The sequence below is a fragment of the Xanthomonas hortorum pv. cynarae genome, from assembly GCF_002939985.1.
GTDB classification, from domain to species: Bacteria; Pseudomonadota; Gammaproteobacteria; order Xanthomonadales; family Xanthomonadaceae; genus Xanthomonas; species Xanthomonas hortorum_D.
Map to the genome: position 1 here is coordinate 25,159 of NZ_MDFM01000026.1, position 15,438 is coordinate 40,596.

Sequence of the window (15,438 nt, forward strand, 5' to 3'; positions counted from 1 at the left end):
CATGAACCAAGACCACTCCGAATTCGACTCCGAAGACCTGTCCCAGAACCCACCCGAGACCGATCCGCTCAAGGCCGAGATCGAATCGCTGCGCAGCGAGATCGCGCTGGTCAAGGCCGACGCCCTGCGCGAGCGCGCCGATCTGGAAAACCAGCGCAAGCGCATCGCCCGCGATGTCGACAATGCACGCAAGTTCGCCAACGAGAAGCTGCTGGGCGAGCTGCTGCCGGTGTTCGACAGCCTGGCTGCCGGCCTGACCGCAGCCGGCAGCCAGCCCAGCCCGCTGCGCGATGGTCTGGACATGACCTACAAGCAACTACTCAAGGTGGCCGCCGACAATGGTTTGACCCTGCTCGATCCGGTCGGCCAGCCGTTCAACCCGGACCAGCACCAGGCGATCAGCCAGGGCGAGGCCGAGGACATCGCGCCGGGCCACGTGGTGCAGGTGTTCCAGAAAGGCTATCTGCTCAACGATCGCCTGCTGCGCCCGGCCCTGGTGGTCGTGGCCAAGCACGACTGAAGGCTGCTGCCGGCTGAACTGGCCGGCGCGGACGCGGAACGCAGATTCGTACAGGTGGCTTGAACACCTGCGCACCACCCCCACATCTCAGCCAGACCCGGCGTCGCCGGAAACAGCTACAGAATCATCAGGAGCGTATCCATGGGCAAGATCATTGGTATTGACCTCGGCACCACGAACTCGTGCGTGTCGATCATGGACGGCGGCAAGGCCCGCGTCATCGAAAATTCCGAGGGCGATCGCACCACGCCTTCGATCGTCGCCTACACCAAGGACGGCGAAGTGCTGGTCGGTGCCTCGGCCAAGCGCCAGGCGGTCACCAACCCGAAGAACACGTTCTACGCGGTGAAGCGCCTGATCGGCCGCAAGTTCACCGACGCTGAAGTGCAGAAGGACATCTCGCACGTGCCGTACGGCATCCTCGCCCACGACAACGGCGATGCCTGGGTGCAGACCAGCGATGCCAAGCGTATGGCGCCGCAGGAAATCTCTGCGCGCGTGCTGGAAAAGATGAAGAAGACCGCCGAGGATTTCCTGGGCGAGAAGGTCACCGAGGCTGTGATCACGGTGCCGGCGTACTTCAACGACAGCCAGCGTCAGGCCACCAAGGACGCCGGCCGCATCGCCGGTCTGGACGTCAAGCGCATCATCAACGAGCCGACAGCTGCAGCCCTGGCCTATGGCCTGGACAAGAATGGCGGCGACCGCAAGATTGCGGTGTACGACCTGGGCGGCGGCACCTTCGACGTGTCGATCATCGAAATCGCCGAAGTCGATGGCGAGAAGCAGTTCGAAGTGCTGGCCACCAATGGCGACACCTTCCTGGGCGGCGAAGACTTCGACAACCGCGTCATCGAATATCTGGTCGACGAATTCAACAAGGATCAGGGCATCGATCTGCGCAAGGATCCGTTGGCGTTGCAGCGCCTGAAGGACGCCGCAGAGCGCGCCAAGATCGAGCTGTCGACCAGCCAGCAGACCGAAGTGAACCTGCCGTACGTCACCGCCGATGCCTCGGGCCCGAAGCACCTCAACATCAAGTTGACCCGTGCCAAGCTCGAAGCGCTGGTGGAAGACCTGGTCAAGAAGTCGATCGAGCCGTGCCGCACCGCGTTGAACGATGCCGGCCTGCGCGCCAGTGATGTCAACGAAGTGATCCTGGTCGGCGGTCAGACCCGCATGCCGAAGGTGCAGCAGGCGGTTGCCGATTTCTTCGGCAAGGAACCGCGCAAGGACGTCAACCCGGACGAAGCCGTGGCCGTCGGTGCCGCGATCCAGGGCGGCGTGCTGGCCGGCGACGTCAAGGACGTGCTGCTGCTGGACGTGACCCCGCTGTCGCTGGGTATCGAAACCATGGGCGGCGTGTTCACCAAGATCATCGAAAAGAACACCACCATCCCGACCAAGGCCTCGCAGACCTTCTCCACCGCCGAAGACAACCAGTCGGCCGTGACCGTGCACGTGTTGCAGGGTGAGCGCGAGCAGGCCCGCTTCAACAAGTCGCTGGCCAAGTTCGACCTGTCCGGCATCGAGCCGGCGCCGCGCGGCATGCCGCAGGTGGAGGTGTCCTTCGACATCGACGCCAACGGCATCCTGCACGTGTCGGCCAAGGACAAGAAGACCAACAAGGAACAGAAGGTCGAGATCAAGGCCGGTTCGGGTCTGTCGGACGAAGAGATCCAGCGCATGGTCGCCGACGCGGAAGCCAACCGCGAAGAAGACAAGAAGTTCCAGGAACTGGTGCAGACCCGCAATCAGGCCGATGGCCTGATCCACGCCACCCGCACCGCGATCACCGAGCATGGCAGCAAGGTCGGCGGCGATGTGATCGGCAAGGTGGAAGCGGCGCTGTCGGATCTGGAAAAGGCCATGAAGGGCGACGACAAGGCGCAGATCGAAGCGCGCAGCAAGACCCTGGAAGAAGCCGGCCAGTCGCTGTACGCGGCAGCCGCCGCGGCAGAGCAGGGCGGCAACGCCGATGCAGCCAGCGGCAACGCGCAGGCGTCCAAGGCGGCCGATGACGTGGTGGACGCCGAGTTCACCGAGGTCAAGGACGACAAGAAGTAAGCCGTGATTTGGGAATCGGGAATGGGGAGTCGCACGCCGCCGTGCGTGTGAGTCCCCACCCCGATATCCTCTACGCGTCGCGTCGCCAAGGCGGACCAGCGCATGCTGTCCGCTTTTGCGTTTCAACGAATCTCAAATCACGAATCCCCAATACCGGCTTATGAGCAAACGCGATTACTACGAAGTGCTGGGCGTGGCCCGTGGCGCCAGCGACGAGGAGCTGAAGAAGGCGTATCGGCGCTGTGCGATGAAGCACCATCCGGACCGCAATCCGGGCGACGCTGCTGCCGAGGCGATGTTCAAGGAGTGCAAGGAAGCCTATGAAGTGTTGTCGGACGGCAACAAGCGCCGCGCCTACGATGCGCATGGCCACGCTGCGTTCGAGCACGGCATGGGCGGTGGTGGCGGTGGGCCGGGTGGCCCGGACATGGGAGATATCTTTGGCGATATCTTCGGCAATATTTTCGGCGGTGGCGCCGCCGGTCCGCGCGCTGCGCGACGTGGCGCCGACGTCGGTTACGTGCTGGAACTGGATCTGGAAGAAGCCGTTGCCGGCATCGAGCGACGCATCGAGATTCCGACCCTGATCGAATGCGATCCCTGCCACGGCAGCGGGTCGGAAGACGGCAAGGTGGAGGTGTGCGGGACCTGTCACGGACGTGGCCAGGTGCGCATCCAGCGCGGCATCTTTGCGATGCAGCAGAGCTGCCCGCATTGCGATGGGCGTGGCACGCTGATCCAGAATCCGTGCAAGATCTGCCACGGCGCCGGCCGTGTGGAAGAAGACAAGGTGCTGTCGATCAAGGTGCCTGCCGGTGTGGATACCGGCGACCGCATCCGTCTGGCAGGCGAGGGCGAAGCCGGCCCGGCCGGTACACCGCCCGGCGATCTGTATGTGGAAGTGCGCGTGCGCGAGCACGCGATCTTTCAGCGCGATGGCGACGACCTGCATTGCGAAGTGCCGATCCGCATTTCGCAGGCGGCGCTCGGCGACACCGTGCGTGTGGCGACGCTGGGTGGGGAGGCGGAAATCCGCATTCCGGCCGAGACTCAGACCGGCAAGCTGTTCCGTCTGCGCGGCAAGGGCGTGCGTTCGGTGCGTAGTCGTACCGAAGGCGATCTGTACTGCCGCGTGGTGGTCGAAACGCCGGTCAATCTGACCGCCGATCAGCGCGAGTTGTTGCAGCAGTTCGAGTCCACCTTCACCGGTGAGGATGCGCGCAAGCATTCGCCCAAGTCGGCCACCTTCATTGATGGCGTCAAGGGCTTTTGGGATCGGATGACGTCCTGAGGCCGGGAGTCGGGAATCGGGATTGGGGAATCGTAAGGGCGGCGTGGCAGCGCCTGCCGGGATGGTACGCCATCGTGGCGATTCGGGACTCGCGGGAGCGGACGCCCGCTTCCGAATGCCCGGAGACTTGCACGGCTGAGCGAGGTTCTCCCTATGAATGCCGGCCCTAGGGGCCGGCATTTACGTTTGTGCGGCGGGAGCCCACAGAGGTAAGGGCGATAGCGACTGCTGCCAGCGCACAGACCGATCTGGCGGCGGTGCGCGCAGTGGCGAGCGGACGACGGTCGCATCGATCGACGCTGGGCGCGCGGTGGCGCTGGCGTAAAATGCGGCGATGAACAATGCCCCCGACAGTCACCTCGTCCACGGTCGCCGTCAGCGCCCGGATGGTCCTTCGCCGATCGATGTGATCTCGGTGCAATCGCAACTGGTCTATGGGCATGCCGGCAACAGCGCAGCGGTACCGCCGTTGCGCGCGCTCGGGCTACGGGTGGCGGAAGTGCCCACCACGCTGCTGAGCAATGCGCCGTTTTACGCCACCTTGCGCGGGCGTATTCTGCCGGCCGATTGGCTGGCCGATCTGTTGCTGGGTGCGAGCGAACGTGGGCTGCCGCAACGCGCGCGCATTCTGGTATCGGGCTATTTCGGCAGCCTGGCCAATGGCGAAGTCTTTGCCGATTGGCTGGAGCAGACCTTGCCGCAGGCGCCGCAGCTGCGTTATTGCCTGGATCCGGTCATCGGCGACACGCACACCGGCCCGTATGTCGAACCCGGATTGGAACGCGTGTTCGCCGAGCGGCTGTTGCCGCATGCCTGGCTGGTGACGCCGAATGCCTTCGAGCTTGGGCGGTTGACCGGTTTGCCGAGTCTGGAACAGGACGATGCCGTCGTTGCCGCGCGCGCATTGCTGGCGCGCGGCCCGCAATGGGTGCTTGCGCACAGCGTGGCCGGCGCGGCCGGCGAGCTGGTGACGCTGGCGGTCAGCAATGCGGCGGTGTATCGCTGGGCCACGCTGCATTTGCCGGTGGATGTTGCCGGTACCGGCGATGTGTTGATGGCGTTGCTGATCGGTTTCCTGTTGCGCGATGTGCCGTTCGAGCAGGCGGTGGGGCATGCGCTCAGCGGTGTGCATAGCGCATTGGAAGCGACATTGTCTGCAGGGTATGAAGAGTTCGATGTGCTGGCCGCCGCTCCGGCCGCGCTGGCGGGTGCACCGCGCTTTGCCCTCGAGCGCTTGGCATGATCGCGCAGCCGGTGATCGGCATCGTCGGCATTGCCGGCGCTTACGGTCGATGGCTGGCGCAGTTTCTGCGCGTGCGCATGGGGCTGGAGGTGATCGGCTTCGATCCGGCCGAGGTCGGCGGCATGGACGAGGCGAGCCTGGCACAGCGTGCGGATGTGCTGATTTTTTCTGCGCCGATCCGCCACACCGCCGCATTGATCGAACGCTATGTCGAACTTGCCGGGCCGCGCGCGGCGTCGCAGTTGTGGATGGATGTCACCTCGATCAAGCAGGCGCCGGTCGCTGCAATGCTCACCTCGCAGGCCGACGTCGTCGGTCTGCATCCGATGACCGCACCGCCCAAGTCGCCGACCTTGAAGGGGCGGGTGATGGTGGTTTGCGAGGCGCGTCTGCAGCATTGGTCGGCGTGGGTGCAGACGCTCTACAGCGCGCTGCAGGCCGAATGCGTGTACGCCACGCCCGAGCACCACGACCGCGTGATGGCCCTGGTGCAGGCGATGGTGCACGCCACCCATCTGGCGCAGGCCGGCACCTTGCGTGACTACGCGCCGCTGCTCGGCGAACTGCGCGCGCTGATGCCGTATCGCTCTGCCTCGTTCGAGCTGGATACCGCGGTGATCGCGCGCATTCTCTCGCTCAATCCGTCGATCTACGAAGACATCCAGTTCGGTAATCCGTACGTGGGCGAAATGCTCGATCGCCTGCTGCTGCAACTACAGGAATTGCGCGCCCTGGTCGCGCAAGGCGACGACGCCGCGCGTATGCAATTTCGCAGTCGATTTCTGGACGACAACGCACAGGCATTGCAACGCGAGTCGCTTGCAGCGGGCAACTACACCTACGAGCGCGTTGGCTACCTGTTGGCCGATCTCACCGAGCCGCTGACGCTGAGCGTATATCTGCCGGAGGATCAACCCGGCTCGCTGCGCGCGCTGCTGCATGTGTTCGAGCAGCATGGGGTGAATCTGTCGTCGATCCATTCCTCGCGCACGCCGGTGGGCGAGCTGCATTTCCGGATTGGGTTCGAACCGAACAGCGACCGCGTTGCGTTGACGGAAGCTGCCAGCGAGATCGACCGCAGCGGGATCGGGCGGGTGCTGGAGCGTTCCGATCGCGTTGGGTAGCGTCGGGTAGCGGTAGTGCAGGGTAGGCGTGCGGTGGTTGGCCGGTGTCGATGTGGTATCAGGCTGCAGATGTGTCAGCAGCAACTACATGCTGTTTGACTGCAGTCGCATGCGATAGATCGACGTCGCAAGTGATTGTCGCCTGGCTGATTGTCGCTTGGCGTAATGCCGCGCACGCACAACATACATTTCATCCACACAGGGTGTGGATGAAATCTGCACAAGCATGTGGATAACTGCGCGCAGCCATTGCGCTGCAACGGCTGCGGCTTGTGTGGTCAAAAAATGACCAGCGCCATCTCAGGACGTCGAAAGCCGCAACTCGCCACCCTGGGTGACGAAGCGCTGGCCGTGCCGTCGCAGGTGGCGGCCATCGGGGAGTTCGTAACGTGGCGCAGCGTGCGCGGTCGTGCGGGATTGCTGCGCGTTGGGGGATGCGAGCTCGTCGCGGAACTCGATGATGACGTAAGACTCGCCATCTGCATCGACTGCGGGAAATTGCCGAAAAGACATACGCACCTCCGAAAGATTCCAGGGTCGCAGTGCGAATCACCGGTGACCGCACGACCGGCGCCGGGCCGGTGGAGGCGAGCATGCGCAGGCGCGTGTTACCCGGGCGTCATTGCGCGATGCGGAAAAGTTCGAACGACGCCGGCTCAACGACTCAGCTGCAACGCATCCCGATCAGCCGTCGCGGCCGCCAGTTCGGCGCGCGCAGAGGCAATGCGCGCCTGAGCATCGATCAGACGCACACGGGCATCGTTGGCGGTTTCTTCGCGCTGATTGACCAGGAAGAAGTCGCCCGACCCAAGCTCGAAGCGGCGCCGCTCGGCCGCGGCGAGACGATCGGCCAGGCTGCGTTCTTCGTCGGCGATCTTGGCCAGGCGCTCTGCTGCATTGAGCGAGATGACCACCGACTCGACCTCCACCGAGATCTGGTCGCGCAGGTAACGGCTGCGTTGATCCAGCGCTTCGATCTCGGCGCGCGCTTCGGCAACGCGGCCCTTGGCGGCACGGTTTTCCAGCGGCACGCTGAAACGGAAGCCGATGATGGCATCGGTGGGCGAGCGGTTCGGGCCGCCGACGCCGGGTTCGCCCAGATCCTTGCTGACTTCCAGGCTCACATCCAGGCGGGGTTTGAGATCGTTCTGCGCCAGCATCAGCCGCGCGGTGGCCTGGTCGATGCGGGTCAGCACGGCGCGGTAATCCGGGCGCTCCACCGGTGCGGTGATCTTGCTGGCGCCGGCCAGGCCTTCCAGTGCGGACGTATCGGCCGGCAGGCGCTCGCTGGAGACGATCAGCGGCATGCCGGTGTCGTCGCGCAGATACAGCGACAAGGCATTGGCCGCATTGGCGAAGTCCTGCTCCGAACGCACCACAAGCGCACGTCGGCGTACCAGGTTCTGGTCGTTTTCGGTCAGCAGGATGGTCGGCCGCGCGCCCAGCGTCACCTGCCGCGAAATCGCGTTGCGGCGTTGCTCGGCCAGTTGCAGCAGGTCGTTGTACGCGCGCAGTTTCAGGCCGGCCGCGACCCAGCTCTGGTACGCGTCCACCGCGCGTCGCTGCACGCCAATGGCCACCATTTCGGCTTCGTACTGGGCGACATTGATATCGGCGCTGGCAACGCTGCGCTTGGTGCGGCGCTCATCGACCACGCGGTCGCGCAGCAGCGCATACAGCGCGCCCACTTTCACTTCGCCGCCGCGGTCGGTGTAGGACTTGTCTTCGTAGACCGGGAACGAACCACGCGAGGAGCGGTAACCACCGTAGTAATAGCCGCCGTTGTTATCGAACGGCCGCTTGACCGTGCTTTCGACCGCGCTGCCGTCGTAGTAGCCGGCCTCGCGCGAACGGCCGTCGATGTCGAACACGGTGTCAAATGCGCCATCGGCCGAGATGCCCTTGCCTTCGGCCTGACGGACCTTGGCCAGCGATTCGACAATCTGCGGCGCAGAGCGAGCCGAGGACTGCAGCACTTCGTCCAGGGTCAGCGCAGTGGTTTGGGCCGCCGCCGCGCCCGGCGCGAGCGCGATCAGCAAGAAGACAAGACGGCAGATCATTTTTTGCCGGTCTCGTCGTCTTCGGCCTTGGACGCTGCCGGTTTGGCTTTGCCCTCATCCTGGGTCGCCGCTGCCGGGCGCCGGCCGAATTCCAGCGGGAAGTTGTTGAGCTGGCGCCACAGTTCGTAGCCCACCTTCACCGTTTCGCCCTGCACCCAGCCGCGCACCTTGCCGCCCTGGCGGGCGAATTCCTGCGCCGGCCAGGCGGGCTTGCCCGGCTGCGGTTCGACCAGGATGCGGAACAAGCCATCGGGCGCGGCGTTGGGGTCGATCGCGCGCACGCGGCCGTCGAACATGCCATGCGCCACCGACGGCCAGCCGCTGAACTGGATCGCCGGCCAGCCTTCGAACTCCAGCCGCACCGGGCGGCCTGGGCGGATCAGCGGCACGTCGCGGCCGTCGATGTACAGCTCGACCGCGCGCTCCACCCGCTCCGGCGCGATCACCGCCAGCACCGTGCCGGGCGAGACCATCGCGCTGCCGCTGGCGGCGTTGAGCTGCTGCACGCGGCCGTCGCGCGGTGCGCGCACCAACTGCGCAGACTGGCGGTTCAACTGGATGTCGATACGGGTCAGCTTGGCGCGCGATTCGGCCAGCTTGGCGTCGGCCTCGGCGACCTTGATCTGGGTCAGCTCGAAGTCGCGGCGGCCGGCCAGCCCTTCGGCAAGCAATTGCCTGCTACGTGCCACGTCGATGCTGGCAACCGCGCGCGATTGCTGGATCGCGGCGATTTCGGCCTGCACCTGCGCACGTTCGCTGGCCAGGCGAGTAAGCAGGTCCGGATCCAGATCGCCGACGCGCGCGATCGGATCGCCGCGCGAGACATGCTGGCCGTCGTGCACATACCAACGCTCGACCCGGCCGGGCACGAAGGCCGTGACCTGTTGCTGGCGGTCGCCCGGATCCAGCGCCACCACCTGGCCCTTGCCGCTGGCGGTCTGCACCCATGGCGCCAGCGCCAGGATCGCGCTGGCAATGGCAATGCCGATCAGCAGCATCCACGCCAGCGCCTTGGCGATGCTGGGTGGGCGCATCGCCGCCAGGGTGGGGAAGTGCGTGTTGCGATCAGGAGCGTGCTGCATCGTTCGCCTCCTGCGTCGATGCGATCAATTCGGCGCGCGTGGCAAAGCGCTGCTGCCGCTCCGGCTGCAGGTGGAACCAGCCATCCAGGGTGATGTCTTCCGGCCGGCCGGTGCACAGCAGCACCGTGGTGCCGGCCTCTTTCAGGCGACGCAAGACATCGGTCAGCCGATCAGCGGGAATCAGATCGTACAACTGCGCCAGCATCAGCACGCGCGGGCGCACCAGCAGCGCGTTGGCCAGCTTCAACGCCATCACTTCGCCGATCCACAACGGGTAGCCCGATGCGGCCAGGCGCGTATCCAGACCGTGCGGAAGTGCGGCGATGCGGCTGCGCAGCCCCACCGCATCGATCGCTTCCAGCATCGCTTCGGAGGTTACATCGGCCGATGCCAGCGCCAGATATTCGCGAATGGTGACCTCGACAATGGTCGGCCGGTCGAGCACCGTCACTTCCGAGCGCAGCAGATACATGTCGAAGGTGGCCATGTCTGCGCCGCCCACCATCACCAGCCCGCGATCGGGCACCACGTGGCGCTTGAGGATCATCGCCAGCAGCCGCTCCGCACCGCCATCGGCGATCGTCACCAGCTGCTCGCCGGCGGCCAGCGAAAAATCGAAACGTGCGCCGTCGATCACCACACCATCCAGGCGCACCGCGCTGTTGCCGGGCGTTTTGCCACGCGCGACCACGGCGCGTTCCTGCGGGATCGCAAACAGCAGCGACAGCTCTTCCGAGCTGGCCACCAGGTCGTAAAACGCGTCCAGATAGCCACCGAGTTGCGAGATGCCGTAGAAGACCGCGCTGAGGATCAGTTCGGCGGCGACCAGCTGGCCGATCGACAGCTCGCCGCGCAGGATCAGGTTGCCGCCCAGCGCCAGCAACGCCGCGCTGGCCACCGCGTACACCAGCAAAAACGCCACCGTCTGCGTGAAGCTGTAGCGGAAATGGCGCCGGTGCCGGTCGACATACGCTGCAGTGACGGCTTCGGAGCGGTCCATCGCGAAATTGAGATGGCGGCTGGATTTATAGAAACCGTTCGAGCCGCCGACACTTTCCAGCCAGCGTGCGGCCTCGTGCTTGGCATGGCTCAGATCGACCGCGGTGCGGATCGAACCGCGCGACCAGATCATCCAGATGCCGAAGATGACCAACAACAGCAATGCGTTGAAACCGAGAAAGAACGGGTGATAGAAGCTGGTGAGTATCAGCCCGACCGCCGATTGCAGCACGATGGTGAAGGCGCCGATCGCCAGGCTCGGCACGGCTTTCTGCACCACCACCAGATCGAAGTAACGATTGAACATGTCGCCGCGGTTCTGATCGGCGAAGAACGGATTTTGCGCATGCACCGCGCGCACCGTGATTTCCGACACCACGCGTGCGAACAGGCGGCGCTCGAACAGCGCCATGACCCACACCCGCATCGCGCTCAGGCCGGCCACCAGCAGCAACAGCCCCAGCAGCAGGCTCGACAGCGTCCACAGCGGCGCGGGCAGCGCGGTGTTGGCCACGCTGTTGATCAGCAACTGCACCGAGATCGGCGTGGCCAGCGACAGCAGGCTGATCGCCACGCCGTACACCATGGCCAGACGCACATACGGCATGTCCGGCCCGACGATCTCCGCCAGCCAGGCTCCCGCTTCCCGCCATCCGATCTGCTTGCCCGCCATTCGATTTCCGTTAATGAGTTCAATGAAGCATTGACGAGTTGCAGGTAACGAACAAGGCCGCAGCGCTTATTCGACGCATAGGATTTTCCTATGCGGCCACCGCACGCAGGAGATCGGCGATCAACCCGAAGGCCGGCGCGCGTCCTGCGCCTTGCCGCCACAACAGCCCGATCTCCCTATAGTAGCGTCCGCCTTTGATCGGCCGAACGACGACGTCGTCGCCCTCGCGGATTTCCTGGCGCACATACAGGTCTGGCAATAGTGCAAGACCCATGCCCATCCCGGCCATCTGACGGATCGCATCCAGGCTGGTGCCTTCGTAATCGCGCAGGACAGTGGCGCCGACGTCCATGGCAATCGCGGCAATCTGTTCGGCCAGGCGGTATTCCGGCATCAGGGTCAGCAGGTTGGCGCCGCGCAGATCGGCTGGTGTGATGAAGGTTTTGGCACGCAACGGGTGATCTGCGGCCATGGTCACGTGCAGCGGTTCGCGGAATAGCCGCTCGCTATGCAGGCCGCGCCCGGCGACCGGCAATTGCGCAAGGATCACGTCATGCAGACCGCTGGCCAGGCCTGCGGCCAGCACCGTCGGCAAGCCTTCGCGCACATGCACGCGCAGCGCCGGGTGCTCGCGGTGCAGGCGCGCGACCAGGCTCGGCATCAGGTACGCGCCGAGCGTGGGCGACACGCCGAGCCGGATGGTGCCGATCAGCGTGTCGGCCGAGGTGGCGCGCACTTCTTCCAGGTCGGTGATGTCGAGCAGGATGCTGCGCGCGCGGTCGAGCAGATCGCGTCCCAGCGGCGTCAGGATCGCCGGTACGCCGCGTTCGAACAGTGCTGCACCGATGATGGTTTCGAAGGCGCGAATCTGCTGCGACAGCGAGGGTTGCGACACACCCATCTGCTCGGCGGCGCGGGTGAAGCTTCCGGTGTCGGCGAGCGCGACGAAATAACTGAGCTGGCGGATGGTGGTTCTAGGGCGGGGCATGCGTCACTTCGTTACCGTCACAGCGTTACTTCGGGAGTGCTCGGAGCGCACCACCGGCAATGCGCCGGTGAGCGAAACGTACCGCCATGTCACTCAGGCAACAGCGCATCCAGGCGTCACTGATCGATGAACTGCAGCCGCGCCAATTCTGCATACAGGCCGCCTTCGGCAATCAATTGCGCATGCGTGCCCTGTGCGACGATGCGGCCGGCATCCATCACCACGATGCGGTCGGCCTTGAGCACGGTGGCCAGGCGATGGGCGATGACCAGCGTGGTGCGGCCTTCCATCAGCCGGTCCAGCGCCTGCTGCACGGCACGCTCGCTCTGCGCGTCCAGTGCGCTGGTGGCCTCGTCCAGCAGCAGGATCGGCGCGTCCTTGAGCAATGCACGCGCAATCGCCACACGCTGCTGCTGGCCGCCGGACAGGCGTGCGCCGCGTTCGCCCAGTTCGCTGGCATAGCCCTGCGGCAGGGCGCGGATGAAGACATCGGCTTCGGCGGCAACGGCAGCGGCTTCCACTTGCGCATCGCTCGCTTCCAGGCGCCCATAACGGATGTTGTCGGCAGCGCTGGCGGCAAACAGGGTGGGTTGCTGCGGCACCAAGGCAATGCGTTCGCGCAGCAGCACCGGATCGGTGTCGCGCAGATCCACATCGTCGATGCGCAGCTTGCCGCTGACCGGGTCGTGGAAACGCAGCAACATCGACAGCACCGTGCTCTTGCCGGCGCCGGAGGGCCCGACCAGCGCCACGGTTTCGCCCGGAAGGACATGCAGATCGAAGTGATCCAGGGCAGGCGCATCGGGGCGCTGCGGATAATGAAACACCACCTGATCGAAATGGATCGCACCGCGCAGCGGCTGCGGCAATGGCTGCGGCGTGGCCGGCGCGACGATGGCCGGTTGCTCGTCGAGCAATTCGCCAACGCGGCCCATGCCGCCGGCCGCGCGCTGCAACTCGTTCCAGACCTCGGCCAATGCGCCGACCGAACCACCGCCGATCAACGCGTACAACACGAATTGCCCCAGCGTACCGGGCGTCATGCGCCCGCCGATCACATCGTGCGCACCCAGCCACAGCACCCCGACGATCGCGCCGAAGATCAGCATGATCGCCACCGCAGTGACGGTGGCCTGGGTACGGATGCGCAGCCGCGCGGTCTCGATCGCTGCCAACAAGGCCTGGCTGAAACGGTGGCTTTCGTAGCCCTCGCGCGCATGCGCCTGCACGGTGCGCACCGCGCCCAGCGTTTCGGCGGCCAGCGTGTTGGCGTCGGCCACACGGTCCTGGCTGGCGCGTGAGATCTTCTGCAGGCGGCGTGCGCCCAGCACGATCGGCAGCACCGCCAGCGGGATGCCGATCAGTGTGAACCCGGCCAGCCGCGGGCTGGTGACGAACAGCATCACCATGCTGCCGATCACCGTCACCGAGCTGCGCAAGGCTACCGACATGGTGGTGCCGATCACCCCGCGCAGCAGCTCGCTGTCGGCCGACAGGCGCGAGACCAATTCGCCGCTGCGGCTGCGATCATGAAAGCCGGCATCCAGCCCGATCAGATGCGCGTACAACCGGCCACGCAGATCGGCGACGACTTTTTCGCCCAGCAACGCAACGAAGTAAAAGCGCGCGGCCGTGGCCAGTGCCAGCACCACCGCCACTGCAAACAACAGCGCGAAGGCCTGATTGATCTGCGAACCGCCGGAGAAACCGTGGTCGATCATCTGCTTGACCGCTGCCGGCAGGCTCAGCGTGGCGGCCGAAGACACTGCCAGCGCGATCAGCCAGGCGGCGAACAACCCACGCTGGCGTTGTACGAACGGCCACAAGGTGCGCAGGCTGCCGAGCTTCCGCAATGGGTTGGGCCTGGCGGCGGCTGGCTGGTTCATGCGGCTTCCGGTGTTGAGAGGTGGACACGGTTGCGAGTGGCGTCGCACAGGCGGGTTTTCAAGCCGGCCAGTTGATCGGCAGGCAATTGCACACGTAGCGCGGCGCCATTGGCGTCGAAATGTTCATCCAGCTTGTCGGCATGGAACGCGCTCAGTGCGGCATGCACCAGGCCCAGGTCATCGAACTGGCACTGCAGGTCGAGCAGCGACAACGCGATCAATGGCTGTCGTGTCGCCAGCCGCAGGCATTCGGCCGCCGCGCCGCCGTAGGCACGTACCAGCCCACCGGCGCCCAGCTTGATGCCGCCGTACCAACGCGTGACCACCACCACCACGCGATCAAAGCCCTGGCCATCAATGGCGGCCAGGATCGGCCGCCCGGCAGTGCCGCTGGGTTCGCCGTCGTCGCTGGAGCGATACTCCTGCCCAAACCGGTACGCCCAGCAGTTGTGGGTAGCATCTGCAACAGACACGCGCTGCACGATCTCCAGCGCATGCGCGGGAGCGTCCAATGGAGCAGCGTTGGCCAGAAAGCGACTGTGCTTGATGTCCAGGCTGTGGTGCGCGTCAGCGGCGAGGGTATCGAGCATCGTCGCCATTCTATGCGAGCCGGTGATGCCTATCGCTGCGGTCAGTGTGACTACGGTTGCAAGCTGGCAGCTTGCGCGTACAGGCGGTTGCACGAGGCACCTCGTGCGGCCCGATCACATCGGTCAAGGACAGCAGTCGATTACACCAGTGTGGAGCGGCGCTTCTCGTCGATCCACTTGGATGCCTGCGCCGGCGTGTAGTGCTGCATCCACTCCAGCATCTGCGCCAGATCGTTGCCGTACCACAGGTCGGTGCGCTGGTCCGGATGCAGGAAGCGCTCTTCCACCATGCGATCGATCATGCCGATCAGCGGTGCGTAAAAGCCCTCGATATCCAGGAATGCACAGGGCTTGTTGCCGATGCCCAGCTGGCGCCAGGTCAGCATCTCGAAGATCTCTTCCATGGTGCCGAAGCCGCCGGGCAGGGCGACGAAGGCATCGGACAGCTCGAACATGCGCATCTTGCGCTCGTGCATGGAGCCGACGATTTCCAGCGTAGTCAGCCCGCGATGGGCCACTTCCCAATCGGCCAGCTGCTGCGGAATCACCCCGGTGACTTCGCCGCCGGCCGCCAGCACCGCATTTGCCACCGTGCCCATCAAGCCGACGTTGCCGCCGCCATAGACCAGGCGCAAGCCCTGCTCGGCGATGCGCTGACCCAGCGCAGTGGCGCGCTCGGCATAGGCGGGTTTGTTGCCGGCATTGGAACCGCAGTAGACGCAGATGGATTTCATGGGATTCGGAAGTTGGGATTGGGGATTGGTAAAAGCGCAGGCGGTGCTGATTGCACATGGTGCTGTCGGCAGAGCCCGCGCTGATGTGTCTGAAGTTCTTGCCAGGCTTGAAAAACATAACGCCGGGTTTTCACCCGGCGCCATGTCATTGCCGGAAGGGGTCGTGACCGGGAGCCGCCTT

General features: G+C 65.1%; 13 protein-coding genes. 5 read left to right on the forward strand and 8 right to left on the reverse strand.

The window, feature by feature from the left end:
* Position 1: 1 nt before the first annotated feature.
* From grpE to XcyCFBP4188_RS16730, 5 genes are all read left to right on the forward strand, one after another.
* Positions 2-520, forward strand: a complete 519-nt coding sequence (grpE, locus tag XcyCFBP4188_RS16710) for a nucleotide exchange factor GrpE (RefSeq protein WP_104592474.1) — start codon at positions 2-4, stop codon at positions 518-520.
* Positions 521-661: 141 nt separating this feature from the next.
* Positions 662-2,587, forward strand: a complete 1,926-nt coding sequence (dnaK, locus tag XcyCFBP4188_RS16715; RefSeq protein ID WP_006449460.1) for a molecular chaperone DnaK — start codon at positions 662-664, stop codon at positions 2,585-2,587.
* 160 nt (positions 2,588-2,747) lie between these two features.
* Positions 2,748-3,878, forward strand: a complete 1,131-nt coding sequence (gene dnaJ, locus XcyCFBP4188_RS16720) for a molecular chaperone DnaJ (RefSeq protein WP_104592475.1) — start codon at positions 2,748-2,750, stop codon at positions 3,876-3,878.
* A 334-nt stretch (positions 3,879-4,212) separates the two neighbouring features.
* Positions 4,213-5,121 (forward strand): pyridoxal kinase, encoded by a 909-nt coding sequence (gene pdxY, locus XcyCFBP4188_RS16725; RefSeq protein WP_104592476.1) that lies wholly within the window; start codon positions 4,213-4,215, stop codon positions 5,119-5,121.
* On the forward strand, positions 5,118-6,245 hold the full coding sequence (locus XcyCFBP4188_RS16730; RefSeq protein WP_074057771.1) for a prephenate dehydrogenase: 1,128 nt from the start codon (positions 5,118-5,120) through the stop codon (positions 6,243-6,245). Before pdxY ends, XcyCFBP4188_RS16730 begins: the two co-directional genes overlap by 4 nt.
* Before the next feature lie 300 nt (positions 6,246-6,545).
* On the opposite strand, the gene XcyCFBP4188_RS16735 is transcribed toward XcyCFBP4188_RS16730, so the two are convergent.
* The 8 genes from XcyCFBP4188_RS16735 to XcyCFBP4188_RS16770 all read right to left on the reverse strand — a co-directional run bounded on the left by XcyCFBP4188_RS16735 (position 6,546) and on the right by XcyCFBP4188_RS16770 (position 15,257).
* A complete protein-coding gene (locus XcyCFBP4188_RS16735; RefSeq protein ID WP_104592477.1) occupies positions 6,546-6,758 on the reverse strand; it encodes a hypothetical protein in 213 nt (70 codons plus the stop codon).
* Positions 6,759-6,901: 143 nt separating this feature from the next.
* On the reverse strand, positions 6,902-8,305 hold the full coding sequence (locus XcyCFBP4188_RS16740; RefSeq protein WP_006449465.1) for a TolC family protein: 1,404 nt from the start codon (positions 8,303-8,305) through the stop codon (positions 6,902-6,904).
* Positions 8,302-9,387: an efflux RND transporter periplasmic adaptor subunit gene (locus tag XcyCFBP4188_RS16745; protein ID WP_095574623.1), complete on the reverse strand. Its 1,086-nt coding sequence runs from the start codon at positions 9,385-9,387 to the stop codon at positions 8,302-8,304. The genes XcyCFBP4188_RS16740 and XcyCFBP4188_RS16745 overlap by 4 nt, the downstream gene beginning before the upstream one ends.
* Positions 9,371-11,059: an ATP-binding cassette domain-containing protein gene (locus tag XcyCFBP4188_RS16750; RefSeq protein WP_006449467.1), complete on the reverse strand. Its 1,689-nt coding sequence runs from the start codon at positions 11,057-11,059 to the stop codon at positions 9,371-9,373. Before XcyCFBP4188_RS16750 ends, XcyCFBP4188_RS16745 begins: the two co-directional genes overlap by 17 nt.
* Positions 11,060-11,147: 88 nt before the next feature.
* Positions 11,148-12,047 (reverse strand): hydrogen peroxide-inducible genes activator, encoded by a 900-nt coding sequence (locus XcyCFBP4188_RS16755; protein WP_006449468.1) that lies wholly within the window; start codon positions 12,045-12,047, stop codon positions 11,148-11,150.
* A gap of 116 nt (positions 12,048-12,163) precedes the next feature.
* Positions 12,164-13,933: an ABC transporter transmembrane domain-containing protein gene (locus XcyCFBP4188_RS16760; protein WP_006449469.1), complete on the reverse strand. Its 1,770-nt coding sequence runs from the start codon at positions 13,931-13,933 to the stop codon at positions 12,164-12,166.
* Positions 13,930-14,532 carry an IMPACT family protein gene (locus XcyCFBP4188_RS16765; protein ID WP_074057767.1) on the reverse strand — a complete coding sequence of 201 codons (603 nt, stop codon included), beginning with the start codon at positions 14,530-14,532 and terminating at the stop codon, positions 13,930-13,932. The genes XcyCFBP4188_RS16760 and XcyCFBP4188_RS16765 overlap by 4 nt, the downstream gene beginning before the upstream one ends.
* Positions 14,533-14,663: 131 nt before the next feature.
* Positions 14,664-15,257, reverse strand: a complete 594-nt coding sequence (locus XcyCFBP4188_RS16770; RefSeq protein ID WP_006449471.1) for an LOG family protein — start codon at positions 15,255-15,257, stop codon at positions 14,664-14,666.
* Between the last annotated feature and the right edge of the window lie 181 nt (positions 15,258-15,438).